This window comes from Ferrovibrio terrae, from assembly GCF_007197755.1.
Taxonomy (GTDB): domain Bacteria; phylum Pseudomonadota; class Alphaproteobacteria; order Ferrovibrionales; family Ferrovibrionaceae; genus Ferrovibrio; species Ferrovibrio terrae.
In genome coordinates, this window is sequence record NZ_CP041636.1 from 2,586,504 (window position 1) to 2,602,050 (window position 15,547).

A 15,547-nucleotide genomic window follows, 5' to 3' on the forward strand; every position below is an offset into this window, starting at 1 on the left:
TCAGGCGGCGCGTTTGGCCAGTGCGGCGCGTCCGCGCTGGAAGACCGCCAGTGCGATGGTGAGCGCGATGCCGACCGATTTCATCAGGTCGAGATGCTCGCTGCCCAGCGTGGTCGAGATCGCATCGAGCAGCGAGGGGAACAGCAGCAGCGTGCCGGCCACGACCAGCGCGGCCTGCACGACGCGGCCGGTCCTGCCGAACAGCCAGCCCTGCGTGGCGCCGGCATAGGCCCAGATGCCGATGGCGGTGGTGGCGGTGACCCACGCGATCTGCGTCCAGTCGCCGCCCTTGGGCACGGTCAGCAACAGGCCGACGCCATTCGGATCGAGCACGAAGACGAACGGCACCAGGAAGGCCGGCATCGTGTATTTCCACGACTGCAGCGTGGTGCGGTACGGATCGGCGCCGGTAATGGCGGCGGCGGCGAAGGGCGACAGCGCGGTCGGCGGCGACACTTCCGACAGCACCGCGTAGTAGAAGATGAACATATGCGCGGCATAATCCGGCACGCCGAGCTTGATCAGGGCCGGGGCCGCGATCACCGCGCAGATGATGTAGGACGCCGTCACCGGCACGGCGAGGCCGACGATCCACACGATCAGCGCGGTATACACCGCCGTCAGCACCAGGCTGCCGCCGGCATAGGCGATGGCGATGGCGCTGAATTTGAGACCGAGACCGGTCAGCGTGACCACGCCGACGATGATGCCGGCCGAGGCGCAGGTGGCCGCGGTGCCCAGCACGCCGATGGAGCCGGCAGCCAGTGCATCGATCAGCTTCTTCGGGGTCAACGCGGTGTCGCGACGGAAATAGCTAACGGCGATGGCGGCGATGGTGGCCCAGAAGACCGACAGCACCGGCGAGAAGCCCATCAGCATCAGGATGACGATCGAGACCAGCGAACTGAAGTGATAGCCGTAACGCTTGGTCAGGTCCCACAGGCTGTCGCGCTTGCCAAGATCGACATTGGCGATGTTGTACTTGCCGGCATCGAACTCGACCATCGCCAGAAGGCAGAAGTAGTAGAGCACGGTGGGAATCGCCGCCATGCGGATGACGTCGAGATACGAAATCTTGAGGAATTCGGCGATCAGAAAGGCTGCGGCGCCCAGCACCGGCGGCGAGATGATCGCGCCAAGACCGCCAGCCGCCAGCAGGCCGCCGGCCGCCGAAGCGACATAGCCCGATTTCTTCAACATCGGCCAGGCGACCGAGCCGATCGTCACCGTGGTGGCGACGCCCGAACCCGACGGACCGCCGAGCAGGAAGGAGGACAGCACGATGGCGCGACCAGAGCTGGTGCTCTTGCCGCCCATGGCGGAGAACGAGAAGTCGATGAAGAATTTGCCGGCACCGGAGAACTGAAGAATGGCACCGAAGATGGTGAACAGGATGATCAGGCTGGACGAAACGTCGACAGCCGAGCCGAAGATGCCTTCCAGCGTCATGTAGAGATGGCCGATCAGGCGCTCGGCGTCGTAGCCGCGATGGGTCCAGGGCGACGGCAGATAGGGGCCGAACATCGCATAGGCGATGAAGATGATGCCGACCACCGGCATGATCGGGCCGGTGGTGCGGCGCGTGGCCTCCAGGATCAGCACGACGAAGACGGCGCCGACCATCATATCGGTCTGGTTCGGCAGGCTGGCGCGGTCGGTCAGGTCGTCGCCGCCCATCACCAGATAGGCCATGGTGGCGATGCCGATCAGGGCGGTGAGCACGTCCCACCAGCGGATGCGGTCGCGGAAGCGCAGGGCGACAGGGTAGAGCAGGAAGATCAGCAGCATGACGAAGCCGACATGGACCGGTCGCAGCGTCTGCGTCGGTACGATGTCGTAGGCGGCATACATGTGGAACAGGGTCATGATCACGGCGAGTGCGGTGATCAGGTGGCCGGCCCAGCCCGAGAGACGATTGGCCGCGCCTTCTTCCTGTTCGATATATTCCTCGACCTTGCGCTGGGTTTCCTTATCGAGCGTGCCCGGCTCAATCATCGCTTCGGTGGCGCTCTTGGTGGTGTCCTGCGTCATGTCGCTACTCCCCTTGCGTTGCCTGTCACGCAACGCCCCTGATATGGGCCCCTGTTATGGAGTGTTCTTTTAACAGTGAGCCCCGCTCCGGCCAATGCCGAAGCGGGGCTCATATTCCGGTAAAATCCGTATAAAACCGGTGGCGGATTATTTTGGGTCGATCTTGATGCCTTTTTCCGCCAGATACTTGATTGCACCCGGATGGAACGGAACCGGCGTGTTCTCGCGCTTCTGGTTTTCCAGCTTCACGTTCTTCGCCTCGGCATGCACCTGGGCCCATTCATCGCGCTTCTCGAAGATGGTCTTGGTGATGTTGTAGGCGGTGGTTTCATCCATCGTGTCGGCGACGAACAGGATGTTCCACACGCTGGACATCGCATTCGGCGCAGTCTGGCCCGGATAGGCGCCGGCCGGAATCTGGCCGGTGGCATAGAGCGGACCATACTTGTCGTTCATCTTCTTCACGACATCCGAATGGTCGATCAGCTTCAGCTTCACGCCCGGGGTCGCACCCAGATCGGTCACCGCCGAGGTCGGCACGCCGCCAACCCAGAAGTAGGCGTCGATCTTGTTGTCCTTCACCGCGTTGGTCGACTCAGCGGCGCCGAGACGTTCACGCTTGATGTCCTTGTCCTTGTCGAGGCCGGCAGCTTCCAGCACGCGAAAGGCCATCACTTCGGTGGCCGAACCCGGCGAACCGGTCGACACGCGCTTGCCCTTCAGGCCAGCCAGCGTGGTGACGCCGCTGGCTTCGGTGGTAACGACATGCATCACATTCGGATACAGCACGCCAAGGGTACGATGATTGATCGCGTTGCCCTTGAACTTGTCTTCGCCGCGGGAAGCATCCAGCGAGGCATCGGCCATGCTGAAACCGATATCGGCGCGCTTGGCACCGACGAGCTTCAGGTTGTCGACCGAACCGCCGGTCACTTCGGCAGTCGCCTGCCAGCCCGGCACATGCTTGGTCAGCAGGTTGGCGAGGCCACCACCCAGCGGGTAGTACACGCCGCCGGTGCCACCGGTGACGATGGAAAGATTCTTGCTCTGCGCCAGCGCATCTGTCGCGCCAACCGCTGCGAATACCAGGCCGGCCAGCGCCGCGCCAATCATCAGGCGTTTCATTCTCGTTTCCTCCTCGCTGTCCGCCCCAGCATTCCTGGTGACGGCCCACTCCTTGTGCGGAGGGGAGACGATAAGGAGTCTGACGACCTAATATCAACCCTCTTTTCCCGTGCCGCAGCGCACAACACCGCGAGAGGCTGTACAACCATTGTATTTCCGCTGCCCAGGGGCTAAGCCCGGGTCTCAGTTGCCCACGAAAAAAGCAAAAAAGCGTCATGTCCTCCTCCGCCTCATCGCCGCATCTGGCCCAGCGCTGGGCCCTGGCTGCCCTGATTCTCGGCGCGCTGGCAATTGCCTTCTCACCGATCTTCGTGCGTCTGTCGGAAGTCGGGCCGACTGCGACCGGTTTCTACCGCACCATGCTCGCCGTGCCGCCGCTGTGGCTGGTCTGGCATCTGCGGCCAGCGCGGAAGGCCACCGCTCCAGGTACATCGCGCATGCCGCCGCTCGGCGTGCTGCTGCTGCCCGGCTTGCTGTTCGCCGGCGATCTGTTCTTCTGGCATCTCGCGATCCAGTACACCTCGGTGGCGAATTCCACGCTGCTGTCGAATTTCGCGCCCGTCATCGTCACCCTCGGCGCCTGGCTCCTGCTGGGCGAGCGCATCACCGGTGCTTTCCTGGTTGCCCTGCTGGTGTCGATCTTCGGCGCGATGATGCTGGTCGGGTCCAGTTTCCAGCTTGGCGGCGACTACGTCTTCGGCGATCTGCTGGCGCTGACCACGGCCTGTTTTTACGGCGCCTATATGATCGCGGTGGCCAAACTGCGCGGCAGTCATGGCAGCCAGGAAATCATGCTGTGGTCCAGTCTGGTCAGCGGTATCGTACTGCTGCCGATGGCCTGGCTGATGGGCGAGACATTCCTGCCTGCCACACTGAACGGCTGGGCCGTGTTGTTCGGTCTGGCCTGGGTCAGCCATGCACTGGGGCAGAGCCTGATCGCCTATGCGCTCGGTCACCTGCCGGCGTCGTTCTCGTCACTGGTGGTGCTGGTGCAGCCGGTGGCGGCGGCCTTCTTCGGCTGGCTCTGGCTGGGCGAGAGCCTGGGGTCACTGCAGATCGCTGGCGGCGTCGTCGTGCTGGGCGGCATCCTGCTGGCGCGGCGCGCTCAGTTGAAGTAGGGGCGCAGCTGAAAACCTAGGCCGCGCGCCGCTTCGCGAACTCGACGAACCAGGCCAGACTGCCCGGGTTGGCCATGGTGCCGGGATTGGACACCTTCTCGACCGGCTGGCCGAGCAGGATTTTCTTCACCGGCACTTCCAGCTTCTTGCCTGACAGCGTGCGCGGCACGTCCGACACCTGGAAGATGTCGTTCGGCACGAAACGCGCCGACACGGCTTTGCGGATCGCCTGGTTGATGCGGTCCTTCAGTGCGGCATCCAGCGTCAGGCCCGGCCGCAGCACGACGAAGAGTGGCATGTAACTTTCGCGGCCGAGATATTCGAGGTCGACGATCAGGCTATCCAGCACTTCAGGCAGTTCTTCCACCGCGCGATAGATTTCGCTGGTGCCCAGCCGCAGGCCATGGCGGTTGATGGTGGCATCCGAGCGGCCATAAATGATGGCGCCGCCGCGCGGCGTGATGCGCAGCCAGTCGCCATGGCGCCAGACGCCGGGATACATGTCGAAATAACTGTCGTGATAGCGCTTGCCGTCCGGGTCGTTCCACAGGAACAGCGGCATGGAGGGCAGCGGCGAGGCGCAGACCAGCTCGCCCACCTCATCGGTCAGCGATTTTCCCTGGTCATCCAGCGACTGGATGTCGGCACCAAGGCAGCGCACCTGCATCTCGCCGGCATAGACCGGCAGCAAGGTGCAGCCGGCGACGAAAGCGCCGGCAAAATCGGTGCCGCCGGAGATCGAGGTCAGCCAGACCGATTTGTCGAGCTTGTCATAGATCCAGGCATAAGAGTCTTCCGACAGCGGCGAGCCGGTCGAACCGATGGTGCGCAGGGCCGAGAGATCGGCCATCTTGCGCGGCTCGATGCCGGCTTTCTGGCAATTGGCATAGAAAGCTGCGCCAGCGCCGAAGAATGTGGTTTTTGTCTCGCCGACAAACTGCCACAGCCGGTTCCAGTCCGGCCAGCTCGGACTGCCGTCGTAGATCGCGATGGTGGAGCCGACCAGCAGCCCGGCCACCTGGGCATTCCACATGATCCAGCCGGTGCTGGAATACCAGTGGAAGACGTCATCGGGGCCAAGGTCGTTGTGCAGCGCCGTCATCAGCATGATCACGATGACCACGCCGCCATGGCCATGCACAATCGGTTTCGGCAGACCCGTGGTTCCGGACGAGTAAACCACCCAGAGCGGATGATCGAAGGGCACCGGCTCGACCTTCAGGTCGGCAGGTTTTGCAATCACATCGGCCCAGCGTGCGATGGAGACACGATCGGGCAGGGCATGGGCCGTTTCGCCCGGCATCAGGATCAGGTTCTGCACCGATGGCAGTTCGGCGACCAGCTGGGCCAGCACATCACCCTTGTCGAGATGCTTGCCGTTGTAATGACTGGAGGGCACGGCAAACAGCGCCACTGGTTCGATCTGGCGAAACCGGTCGAGCACTGCGTTCAGCCCCATATCGGGTGAACAGACCGACCAGATCGCGCCGATGCTGGCCACCGCCAGGAAAGCCACGATGGTTTCCGGCGTATTGGGCGCATAGGCCACCACGCGGTCGCCGCGTTTCACACCCAGCGCACGCAGATGTGCCGCCATGGCGCCGACCTGTTCGCGCAGGCCGCTCCACGCCACCTGTTTCAGCGGCTGGGTCTCGGAGGAATACAGGATGGCCGGCCGGGCCGCGGTCTCATGCCGGAAAACCTGGTCGACGAAATTCAGCTCGGCGCCGGTGAACCACTTCGCACCGGGCATCTCGCGCTTCGCCAGCACCTTGTCATAAGGCTTGTAGGACTTGAGCTCGAAATGATCCCACACCGCGGCCCAGAAGCCTTCGAGGTCGCTGACCGACCAGCGCCACAGGCTGTCGTAGTCCTCGAAATCGCGGCCGCGTTCTTTGCGCAGCCAGGTCATGAAGCGATGCAGCTTGCTGCGCTCGATGCGCTCGGCCGTTGGGGTCCACAGCAGGGCGGGGGCTGCCGTCTCGGTCATGGTCTCTCCCGGAAGTGCTTACGTTTTTGTGATCAGCTTAGCGATCTCGGGCGAGAATGCACCATCTAGCAGGATGAAGGCCATGCGGGCGGGATTGGTTTCTGAGGGGTTTTCCCAGGCATGGTCTGTGCCACGCTGCACCACCACGTCGCCGGCCTTGAGATGCGTGCGCGAGCCGTCGTCCAGCACCAGCACGATCTCGCCATGCACGACGATGCCGTAATCGACCGATTCCGTGCGATGCATCAGCGGATGCGGCGAACCGGGCTTCCAGGTCGAGGCATGGGACGAACCGACCATGGCGAAGGCGGCCTGCGCCATTTCCTTCGTCACCGGCGGCGCGCCGGCGGCGGCAGTCTGCCTGGGGCCGAAATCGACAAAGCGGATGATGCTGCCCTGTTTGGGCGGCTCGATCTCCAGCTGGCGATCCGTGGGATCCTTGCCGTTATCCACGCTCACCGGGCTGCCGGCGGTATTCCACACCTCGAAAAAGGCGACGCCCAACTCCGGCTTTTCGATGGTCGGCGTCATCACCGTGTCGATGGCGACGACGGACTGGCCGGCCGCGTTATGTCCGGTGACGATACGGCGCGGTGCTTTCATTTTTCGCTCCAATGGACCATGGGAAGGCCGGCGACGGGGCTGCGGAACCAGGGGATATTCGTGCCGAAGAGCGTGCCGATATAGGCATTGCGCAGGTCGGGGCCGCCGAAGGTGACGCTGGCGATCCAGGGTGTGACGCTGCTGCGAGTTTCCATCATCTGCTCGGGCGCAGGCCTGCCGGTCTGGTAGCCGGCTTCAAGTGCTGCGATCTTGTCGGGCTTGCCATCATCGAACAGGGTGAGCATCTCGCCGTCCGGTGTCAGTGCTATCAGCCGCTCGGCCATCACCAGCGTGACCCAGAGGTTGCCGTAATCATCGAAGGCGCAGCCATCGGGGAAGCCGGCCGGGCCGAAATCGCGCGGTCCGAAAATCTCGCGACCGGACAGGCTGCCGTCGCCGCCGACGCGAAAGCGCGTGATGCGCCGGCCGCAGGTTTCCACGGCGTAGAGGTATTCTTCCTTGGCATCCAGCCGCACTTCATTGGTGAAATGCAGGCCATCGGCGACGATGCGCAGGCCGCGCTCGTCGGCCAGCGCGATGAAGCCGTCATCCAGGCCAGGGCGGATCGCCTCCATCCAGTTTTTGATGCGGGTGGAAACGGTGAGCCAGATACGGTCTTTGCTGTCGCGCAGCACGAAATTGACCTTGCCGATCGGCTTGCCGTCGATGCTGTCATACAGCACACGGCTGCCGCCTTCGCGGGTCATCACTTCCAGCCGGTCGGTGCCGAAATTGGAGATCAGGATGTCGCCGTTGCGGGCGAAGGCCAGCCCGTTGGGCAGCGTGCCTTCGGTGAAGCGCTTCGCCAGGTCGGTGGTGCCGGCGAAGTGGCTGTCGGCCTGCTGCGCGATCAGGCGCTGGTTGCCGTCGGGCTCGATCCGCATGACGCCGCCACGCGCATCGGCCGACCACAGCGTGCCGTCGCGTTCGGCCAGGATGCATTCCGGCCGCTGCAGGTCCTTGCCGACGAACTGCAGGTCGTCACGGCTGATTTGAAAGCCCTTGAGGGGATTGGGAGTAGCCATCTCACACCAGTGCCAGAGTGAGTTTCGGGAAGATCACCAGCAGGATCAGCGTCAGCAGCATGATGAAGGCAAAGGGCAGTGCGCCCATGAAGATGGTGCGTAGCGTGATCGTTGAATCGTTCAAACTGCTTTTGATGACAAAGACACTTAATCCAAAGGGCGGAGTAAGGAGTCCGATCTCGACGGCGACAATGGTGACGATGCCGAACCAGATCAGGTTCATGTCGAAGCCGCTGGCGATCGGCAGCATCAGCGGCAGCACGATCAGCAGGATCGAACTGGAGTCGATGAAGCAGCCGAGCAGGACGATCAGCAGGATGTAGATGGCGAGGAAGGCGAAGGGGCCGAAGCCTGCCGCACTGATCTCGCCGACCAGGAACTGCGGCACGCCGCTGAGCGCCAGCATGCGCGTGTAAAGACTGGCGCCGATGATCAGGAAGGAGACCGAGACGGTGACGTGGCCGGTCTCGACCAGCACCTGCCAGAATTTTTTGCTGTCCAGCTTGCGCTTCCACAGTGCAATCACCAGCGCGCCGGCGGCGCCGACTGCGCCGGCATCGGTGGCGGTGAAGAAACCGGCATAGATGCCGCCGAGCACGGCAGCGATCAGCAGGAGGATCGGCAACAGCTTGGCGGTCATTTCCTTGCTGCCCATCAGGGTCACTCCGGCGGCATCGCCCTCGGCATGACCGCCGACATAGGACGGCCAGAAGCGCGCCATGACCATGATGCCGACAGAGTAACTGACGGCCAGCAGCAGGCCCGGCACCACGCCGGCCATGAACATCGCGCCGACCGACACCTCAGCCAGGAAGCCGTAGAGGATCATCAGCAGGCTGGGCGGGATCAGCATGCCAAGCACGGAAGATCCCGCCACCACGCCGGTGGCGAAGCCGGGCTTGTAGCCGTAGCGCAGCATTTCCGGCACGGCGACGCGGGTGAAGACGGCGGCAGACGCGATGCTGATGCCGGTGATGGCGGCGAACACGGCATTGGCGGCCACGGTGGCGATACCGAGCCCGCCGCGCAGCCGGCGCAGGCCCTGGTTGGCGACCTCGAAGGCATCCTTGCCGATATCGGCAATCGAGACGAGGAAGCCCATCAGCACGAACAGCGGCACGACGCCAAAGATATGGCTGGCAATCGAATCCGACGCGCCCTGCGCCAGCATGCTGGTGGCGACCCCGATGTCGTCTTTTAGCAGCCAGACGCCGACGAAGGAGGTGAGGCCAAGGGCGACAGCCACATGCAGCCCGCTCCAGACCAGCAGCATCATGCCGGCCAGGGTGAGGAAGCCGATTTCGAGGCCGGTCATTTCTCACCTGCGAAAACGAAGCGGAAATCCTGCCAGGCCATGATCAGATACTGCAGTCCGGTGGCAGCGGCGCCGATCAGGATCAGCAGCCGGATCGGCCAGGTCGGGGCGGTGAAATCGCCAGCGGCGCCGACATATTCGCCGATCTCGATGGCTTCTTCGAACAACGCCAGGCTGCCCCAGAAGATGATGACCAGAAACACCACGCCCAGCAGGTTGAAAATACCCTGCAGGGCGCGGCCGGCGCGTGGCCGGGCAATCAGAAGGTTTTCGATCAGCATGTCGGAGCGGGTCATGCGCCCGCTCATCAGCGCGTGGCCGAGTTGCAGGAAGACGATCCCGACGATGGACAGGGCAAGCAGTTCAGTGGTGCCGCGCACCGGGGTGCTGAACAATTCGCGCCCCAGGATGTCGGAGTTGATCAGAACCATGAGGAGAAAAATCCACACGGTGCCGAGCGCATTCATCGCGCCAAGCAGTCGGGAAAACATCACGGCACCACCAAACTTGTGTTGGGCTTACTCTTTCGACCAGTCGCGCGGGAAGCTGGCGCCCGTCGCCTTCATCTGGGCCACGAACTCGTTCAGCACCACCGTGCCGGGCAGGCCCTTGCTGTCGAGATCCTTGGCCCAGGGCAGCGCCACATTGGGCAGCACCATTGCCCACTGCTTGCGTTCCTCGGCCGAGAGTTCGCGCACCTTGGCGCCGCCTTCCACCATCTTCTGCATCAGCGAGGCCGACGTGGCGGCCAGCAGCTGGGCGAATTTGGCGTCGTATTCCGCGCCGACCTCATTGACGATCTTCTGCGCATCCTTCGGCAGCTTGTCGTAGACGCGCTTGCTCATCACCAGCGCGCCGGCGAACTGCGCACCGTAATTCACCTTGGTGATATGCGGGGCAACTTCGGTCAGCTTGGCCGGGAAGGCACCAGTGACGAAGGTGAGTGCACCCTCGGTCACGCCGGTCTGGATGTCGTTGTAGTAGGTCTGCAGTGTGCCGGCGACGGCAACCGCGCCGGTGCCCTTCACCCAGTTGGCCGAGGGGCCGGGGGCGTTGATCTTCTTGCCGTTCAGGTCTTCCAGCTTGTTGATCGGCCCCTTGGTGAAGAGGTGATAGCTGTCGAGGCCGGTGCCGCCGAGGAAGATCATGTTGTTCTTGGTCCAGGCTTCGGCCATCGCCGGCACCTTGGCCTGCACGCCCTTGATCACTTTCGACATCACGGCGACATCGTCGGTCATGAAGGGGGCAACGTAAGACACGTTCTGCAGCGGGAATTTCGGCGCCTCGAAGATGGTCGAGACGAAGGCGAGCTCGGCCAGACCGTCCTTGATCGCGCCGGACTCGCTGCCCAGCTTCACGGCAGTGCCGCCCCAGGCCTTGGTCCATTCGAATTTGGTCTTGCTGTTGGCCGCCGCCAGCCGCTTGTCGACTTCGGGGATGAAGAATTCGTCGGCCAGCTTCACCCAGGGGAACACCACAGGATGGCCGGCCACGGCCGTCATCTTGACGGTCTGTGCCGTCGCCGGCTGGGCCAGCGCGAGCAGAAGGCCGGCGCTGATGACGCCGGAGATGGTCTTGAGTGCGGTCATGGTTTCCTCCCGAGGAATTATCCGCGTTGTTGTTCTTTTTTGTCAGGCAGTCACGGCGGCGCCGTCTGCCTGGCATTCGCTGCAGCGTCTTCGCCGTAGCAGAATTCGTAAGTGTGGCCGAGATGGTGCTGCAGGCTGGCGCAGGCGGCGTCGGCGTCGCGCGCCAGCACCATGTCCATCAGCTGCTTGTGTTCGCGCATCAGCACACCATGCCCGATCACCATGAAATTCTGCATCATGCCCTGGCGATAGCGTTCGGCCTGGTCGTAAAGCCGGCTCTGTTCATCCAGCAGGCGCGGCGAGCCGCAGGCGGCAATCAGCGCGACATGGAAGCCTTTGTGCAGGTCGCTGAACTCGGTGAAATTCTCCAGCGTCTGGCCTTCCTTGCGGGCGACATAGCGGTCAAGCCGGTGATAGGCCGCGAGAATGGCGCCTTCCCAGGCATCGTCGCCGCGCTCGATGGCGCGTTTCAGTGCGGCGGGCTCCACCACCTGGCGGGCCAGCGTGATATCGGCCAGATCCTCGGCGCTCATGGCGGCGACGCGGAAGCCGCGCTGGCTTTCGGCCGAGACGAAGCCCTGGCTGATCAGCCGGGCGAGGCCTTCGCGCAGCGGGCTGGCGCTCAGGCCGTAGCGGGATTTCAGGTCGTCGATCTGCAGCTTGGTGCCGGGTGGGAGGCGGCCCGCGATGATATCGGCGCGAATATTCCGGTATGCGGATTCCGTCAGGCTGCCGGCTTCGGCGGCCAGATCGCGGATATCGGCTTTGGTCTTTTCGTCTCCCATAGCGTCACTGTGACGACCGGACTCGGAAACTGTCAACGACAAAAAAGAAAAAAATCGACAAAATGATCCGTGATCGTTATTGTTACCCGCAACCGCCCACCAGAGCCGGCCCCTATAGATTTCCTTGGGAGGAACTATGCCCCGTCGCTTTGTCGACCTCTCCATCTTTCTCGAGAATGACGTCCAGTCCGATCCGCCGGGCTTCGGCCCGAAGATCGACTATATCCGCCACAAGGACAGCGCGTCGGACGTGGTGAAGTTCTTCCCCGGCCTGAAGGAAGAAGACCTGCCTGAAGCCGAGGGCTGGGCGGTGGAGAATGTGCAACTCAATACCCATAACGGCACGCATCTGGATGCGCCGTATCACTTCCATTCGACGATGAACCATGGCGAGCGCGCCTGGACCATCGACGAGGTGCCGCTGGAATGGTGCTTCGGTGATGGCGTGAAGCTCGACTTCACCAAGCTGCCCGACGGCTATGTCGTCACCGACAAGGATGTCGAGAACGAGCTGAAGCGCATCGGCTATACGCTGAAAGAGCACGACATCGTCGTGGTCAATACGGCGGCCGGCAAAGCCTATGGCAAGCCGAACTACGTCAGCACCGGTGCCGGCATGGGCTACAAGGCCACCATGTATCTGCTGGAACGTGGCGTGCGCGTCACCGGCACCGATGCCTGGAGCTGGGATGCGCCGTTCGTGCATACCGCCGAGAAGTTCAAGGAGAGTCAGGATGCCTCGCTGATCTGGGAAGGCCACAAGGCCGGCCGCCATATCGGCTACTGCCATCTGGAGAAGCTGCATAACCTGGAAGTGCTGCCGCCGTTCGGTTTCACCATTTCCTGCTTCCCGCACAAGATCCGCGGCGCCTCCGCCGGCTGGACCCGTGCCGTCGCCATCTTCGAGGAATAAGCACAGATGAAATTCTGCACCTATAGCCATGCGGCGCATGGCGAGAAGCGCCCTGGCGTGCTCACTGCTGATGGCGCGGCGATTGTCGATCTCGGCGGCAGCTTTGACAGCACGCTGGCCATCATCAAGGGCGGCGCCGAGGCCAAGGCGAAGGCGAAAAGCCTGCAGGATCGTGCCGAGACACGTGTGGCGCTGGGCGAGGCCAGGTTGCATGCGCCGGTGCTGGTGCCGGAGCAGATCCGCGACAGCATGCTGTTCGAAAAGCATGTGCAGCAGGCGATGGAGCGCATGACGATCATGCGCAAGCCGCTGCTCGGCCCGCTGCTGGTCAAGATGGGCAAGATCAAGGTACCGCCGACCTGGTACCAGATTCCGATCTACTACAAGTCCAACCGTTTTTCGGTGAACGGTCCCGAGGGTGATGTGATCTGGCCGCGCTACAGCCAGGTGATGGATTTCGAGCTGGAATTCGGCTTCTTCCTCGGCAAGACTGGCAAGAACATCAAGCCGTCGGAAGCCCGCAACCACATCTTCGGCTTCACCATCTTCAACGATTTCTCGGCCCGCGACGCGCAGTCGATCGAGATGCAGAGCATGCTCGGCCCCTGCAAGGGCAAGGATTTCGATACCGGCAATTCGATGGGCCCGTTCCTGGTGACGCTGGACGAGATCGGCGATCCCTATGCCCTGCGCATGCAGGCGCGCGTCAACGGCGAAACCTGGTGCGACAGCAATTCGCGCACCATCCACCACAAGTTCGAGGACCTGCTGGCGCGTGTGTCATCCGATGAAACGGTGCATCCGGGCGAGTTCTTCGGCTCGGGCACCGTGGGTGACGGCTGCGGTCTGGAACATGGCCGTTATCTGAAAGATGGCGATGTGGTCGAGCTGGAGGTCGAGAAGATCGGCATCCTGCGCAACCGGGTGGTCAGGCAGAAATAATCAGGCGCCAGACGTAAACGGCACTTCCGGCAGGCCCGGAATCTCGACCGGGATCGCGAAAATGCCGCCGGCCAGCGGTGTTTTCGCCAAGTCCTCGGGCGTATGCCGCTGGCGTGCCGTCGTAATGTAGAGCGTTTTGAAATCCGGCCCGCCGAAGCAGGGCATAGTCGTCGCATTGGCCGGCAGGCGCACATCGCGCAGGCGTTTGCCCTCGGGCGAGACCTGCACCACCCTGCCGGCGCCATAGAGCGCCACCCAGTAATTGCCGGCTGAATCCACCGTGGCGCCATCCGGGCGCTCAGCCGTTTCGCGCAGATCGAGGAACAGCCGGCGGTTCGAGATCGCCGCGGTCTTCACGTCGTAGTCGTAAGCCCAGACGCACATGGTTGGCGTGTCGGCATGATACATGGTCGCGCCATCCGGGCTCCAGGCCAGGCCATTGGAGATCGCGATGGCGCCAACCAAACCCTGCCGCAGCACGCGGCCACCTTCCAGACGATAGAGCGCGGTATCGGGCTGGCGGTCATCGGTCATGCCGCCGACCCAGAAGCGGCCCTGGCGGTCGCAGCGGCCATCGTTGAACCGCGCATCTTCCAGCGGTGAGGTGGCCAGCAGGGTTTCACTTTCGGAGACCGGATCGAACAGCCAGATGCCGTCGCGACGCGCCAGCAGCAGTTCATGGCCACGGGTCGGCGCCAGGCTGCCCAGCGCGCTCGGCATGTTCCAGGTTTCCAGTTTCTGCGTCGCCGGGTCGAAGCGATGCAGGTTCGGCGCGTGGATGTCGGCGAACCAGAGCTTCTGATCACTGGCCGACCAGACTGGCGATTCCGCCAGTGCGAATTTGCCGTCCAGAATGCAGGTCGCGTCCATCAGTTCATTCCTCTGCCATATCGGCAACCATCTCGCCGATGCTGAGTGAAGCCGTGAGGCCGGGGCTTTCGATGCCGAACAGGTTGATCAGGCCCGGCACGCCATTCTGCTCCGGTCCTTGGATGATGAAATCGTCGCCGCCTTTACCTGCTCCGCGACTGAGCTTGGGGCGGATGCCGGAATAGCCGGGCTGGATCGAGCCGTCGGGCAGGCCGGGCCAGTATTGCCGCACGGCAGCGTAGAAGCTGTCGCCGCGCGCCGGATCGACATTGTAATTGATGGCATCGATCCATTCGACATCGGGGCCGAAGCGCATCTGTCCGCCCATGTCGATGGTGACATGCGTGCCCAGTCCGCCCGGCGTCGGGATCGGATAGATCAGCCGCGAGAACGGCACCTTCACGCCGGACAGTACGAAATAGTTGCCCTTGGCGTAGTAGCAGCCGGGAATGCTCTCGGGCCGCACGCCGTGGATCTTCGCGGCGATGCCCTGGGCGGCGAAGCCGGCGGCATTCACCACGATGCGGGCTTTCAGCACCATTGGATCGGCGCCGCCGGTTTCGATGACGATGCCATCATTCACCGCTTCGCCGCGCACCACCGGCGACCCGAGCGCCAGCATGGCGCCGTGATCTTCCGCTTCGCCCTGATAGGCCAGCATCAGGCCATGGCTGTCGATGATGCCGGTGGACGGAGAAAGGAGCGCGGCAACGCAATGCAGCTGCGGTTCCAGCGCCAGTGCCTCATCGCGCGTCAGCCATTGCAGGTCATGCACGCCGTTGGCTTCGGCCTTTTTCTTCAGCATTTCCAGGTCGGCGATCTGGCTGTCGTCGGTGGCAACGATCAGCTTGCCACAGCGGTTGTGGCCGACATGCCGATCAGCGCAGTAGGCATAGAGCGCCTGCTTGCCTTCGACGCAGAGTTTGGCCTTCAGGCTGCCGGCCGGATAATAGATGCCGGCATGGATCACCTCGGAATTGCGCGAGGAGGTCTCGCTGCCGATCAGATCTGCGGCCTCGGCGATCACCACTTCATGGCCGCGCCGGGCCAGTGCCCGGGCTATGCCCAGGCCGACCACGCCAGCCCCGATTACCAGACATTCGACGCTGTCCATCGGCCTTCCAGCTCCTTGCCTCTCCCCGTTATCGGCAGCCGTCCGTGTCGGCGCAACCCCTTGAGCGGCCTGCCGATAATAGCGCCGGGAATTCTGCGGGCGGCGCTTGACTTCCAGCGGCCGGAGC

The 15,547-nt window shown here is 63.2% G+C and carries 14 protein-coding genes; 3 read left to right on the forward strand and 11 right to left on the reverse strand.

The window, feature by feature from the left end:
* Window positions 1-2,031 carry a TRAP transporter permease gene (locus FNB15_RS12605; protein WP_221932642.1) on the reverse strand — a complete coding sequence of 677 codons (2,031 nt, stop codon included), beginning with the start codon at window positions 2,029-2,031 and terminating at the stop codon, window positions 1-3.
* Between the two features lie 147 nt (window positions 2,032-2,178).
* Window positions 2,179-3,156, reverse strand: coding sequence for a TAXI family TRAP transporter solute-binding subunit (locus FNB15_RS12610; protein ID WP_144069040.1), 978 nt, complete (start codon window positions 3,154-3,156; stop codon window positions 2,179-2,181).
* 215 nt (window positions 3,157-3,371) lie between these two features.
* On the opposite strand from FNB15_RS12610, the gene FNB15_RS12615 reads away from it, so the two are divergent.
* A complete protein-coding gene (locus FNB15_RS12615) occupies window positions 3,372-4,274 on the forward strand; it encodes a DMT family transporter (RefSeq protein WP_144069041.1) in 903 nt (300 codons plus the stop codon).
* 16 nt (window positions 4,275-4,290) lie between these two features.
* Here the strand turns inward: FNB15_RS12615 and FNB15_RS12620 are convergent, their stop codons facing one another.
* From FNB15_RS12620 to FNB15_RS12650, 7 genes are read right to left on the reverse strand one after another with little or no spacing between them, the layout of a single operon-like run.
* Entirely contained in the window at window positions 4,291-6,264 is a 1,974-nt protein-coding gene (locus FNB15_RS12620; RefSeq protein WP_144069042.1) for an acetoacetate--CoA ligase, read from the reverse strand.
* A gap of 18 nt (window positions 6,265-6,282) precedes the next feature.
* Window positions 6,283-6,867 (reverse strand): cupin domain-containing protein, encoded by a 585-nt coding sequence (locus tag FNB15_RS12625; RefSeq protein WP_144069043.1) that lies wholly within the window; start codon window positions 6,865-6,867, stop codon window positions 6,283-6,285.
* On the reverse strand, window positions 6,864-7,892 hold the full coding sequence (locus FNB15_RS12630) for an SMP-30/gluconolactonase/LRE family protein (RefSeq protein ID WP_144069044.1): 1,029 nt from the start codon (window positions 7,890-7,892) through the stop codon (window positions 6,864-6,866). Before FNB15_RS12630 ends, FNB15_RS12625 begins: the two co-directional genes overlap by 4 nt.
* Window position 7,893: 1 nt before the next feature.
* Window positions 7,894-9,207, reverse strand: a complete 1,314-nt coding sequence (locus tag FNB15_RS12635; protein ID WP_144069045.1) for a TRAP transporter large permease — start codon at window positions 9,205-9,207, stop codon at window positions 7,894-7,896.
* Window positions 9,204-9,698 (reverse strand): TRAP transporter small permease subunit, encoded by a 495-nt coding sequence (locus tag FNB15_RS12640; protein WP_144069046.1) that lies wholly within the window; start codon window positions 9,696-9,698, stop codon window positions 9,204-9,206. Before FNB15_RS12640 ends, FNB15_RS12635 begins: the two co-directional genes overlap by 4 nt.
* A gap of 27 nt (window positions 9,699-9,725) precedes the next feature.
* The gene (locus FNB15_RS12645; RefSeq protein ID WP_144069047.1) at window positions 9,726-10,796 is read right to left on the reverse strand and encodes a C4-dicarboxylate TRAP transporter substrate-binding protein; all 1,071 of its coding nucleotides are present in this window, start codon (window positions 10,794-10,796) and stop codon (window positions 9,726-9,728) included.
* Window positions 10,797-10,846: 50 nt separating this feature from the next.
* Window positions 10,847-11,581 (reverse strand): GntR family transcriptional regulator, encoded by a 735-nt coding sequence (locus FNB15_RS12650; RefSeq protein WP_144069048.1) that lies wholly within the window; start codon window positions 11,579-11,581, stop codon window positions 10,847-10,849.
* Window positions 11,582-11,717: 136 nt separating this feature from the next.
* Here FNB15_RS12650 and FNB15_RS12655 point away from each other — a divergent pair, with 136 nt between their 5' ends.
* Complete coding sequence (locus tag FNB15_RS12655; RefSeq protein WP_144069049.1) at window positions 11,718-12,494, forward strand: cyclase family protein; 777 nt, start codon at window positions 11,718-11,720, stop codon at window positions 12,492-12,494.
* 6 nt (window positions 12,495-12,500) lie between these two features.
* On the forward strand, window positions 12,501-13,436 hold the full coding sequence (locus tag FNB15_RS12660) for a fumarylacetoacetate hydrolase family protein (protein ID WP_144069050.1): 936 nt from the start codon (window positions 12,501-12,503) through the stop codon (window positions 13,434-13,436).
* Here FNB15_RS12660 and FNB15_RS12665 read toward each other — a convergent pair whose 3' ends face one another.
* Both FNB15_RS12665 and FNB15_RS12670 read right to left on the reverse strand, forming a co-directional pair.
* Complete coding sequence (locus tag FNB15_RS12665) at window positions 13,437-14,306, reverse strand: SMP-30/gluconolactonase/LRE family protein (RefSeq protein ID WP_144069051.1); 870 nt, start codon at window positions 14,304-14,306, stop codon at window positions 13,437-13,439.
* A 4-nt stretch (window positions 14,307-14,310) separates the two neighbouring features.
* A complete protein-coding gene (locus tag FNB15_RS12670) occupies window positions 14,311-15,420 on the reverse strand; it encodes an NAD(P)/FAD-dependent oxidoreductase (protein ID WP_144069052.1) in 1,110 nt (369 codons plus the stop codon).
* Between the last annotated feature and the right edge of the window lie 127 nt (window positions 15,421-15,547).

What these genes read in the sequence shown, in the direction of transcription:
- FNB15_RS12605 (WP_221932642.1), bottom strand. Translation starts at nt 2,031, where the DNA reads ATGACGCAGGACACCACCAAGAGCGCCACCGAAGCGATGATTGAGCCG.
- FNB15_RS12610 (WP_144069040.1), bottom strand. Translation starts at nt 3,156, where the DNA reads ATGAAACGCCTGATGATTGGCGCGGCGCTGGCCGGCCTGGTATTCGCA.
- FNB15_RS12615 (WP_144069041.1), top strand. Translation starts at nt 3,372, where the DNA reads ATGTCCTCCTCCGCCTCATCGCCGCATCTGGCCCAGCGCTGGGCCCTG.
- FNB15_RS12620 (WP_144069042.1), bottom strand. Translation starts at nt 6,264, where the DNA reads ATGACCGAGACGGCAGCCCCCGCCCTGCTGTGGACCCCAACGGCCGAG.
- FNB15_RS12625 (WP_144069043.1), bottom strand. Translation starts at nt 6,867, where the DNA reads ATGAAAGCACCGCGCCGTATCGTCACCGGACATAACGCGGCCGGCCAG.
- FNB15_RS12630 (WP_144069044.1), bottom strand. Translation starts at nt 7,892, where the DNA reads ATGGCTACTCCCAATCCCCTCAAGGGCTTTCAAATCAGCCGTGACGAC.
- FNB15_RS12635 (WP_144069045.1), bottom strand. Translation starts at nt 9,207, where the DNA reads ATGACCGGCCTCGAAATCGGCTTCCTCACCCTGGCCGGCATGATGCTG.
- FNB15_RS12640 (WP_144069046.1), bottom strand. Translation starts at nt 9,698, where the DNA reads ATGTTTTCCCGACTGCTTGGCGCGATGAATGCGCTCGGCACCGTGTGG.
- FNB15_RS12645 (WP_144069047.1), bottom strand. Translation starts at nt 10,796, where the DNA reads ATGACCGCACTCAAGACCATCTCCGGCGTCATCAGCGCCGGCCTTCTG.
- FNB15_RS12650 (WP_144069048.1), bottom strand. Translation starts at nt 11,581, where the DNA reads ATGGGAGACGAAAAGACCAAAGCCGATATCCGCGATCTGGCCGCCGAA.
- FNB15_RS12655 (WP_144069049.1), top strand. Translation starts at nt 11,718, where the DNA reads ATGCCCCGTCGCTTTGTCGACCTCTCCATCTTTCTCGAGAATGACGTC.
- FNB15_RS12660 (WP_144069050.1), top strand. Translation starts at nt 12,501, where the DNA reads ATGAAATTCTGCACCTATAGCCATGCGGCGCATGGCGAGAAGCGCCCT.
- FNB15_RS12665 (WP_144069051.1), bottom strand. Translation starts at nt 14,306, where the DNA reads ATGGACGCGACCTGCATTCTGGACGGCAAATTCGCACTGGCGGAATCG.
- FNB15_RS12670 (WP_144069052.1), bottom strand. Translation starts at nt 15,420, where the DNA reads ATGGACAGCGTCGAATGTCTGGTAATCGGGGCTGGCGTGGTCGGCCTG.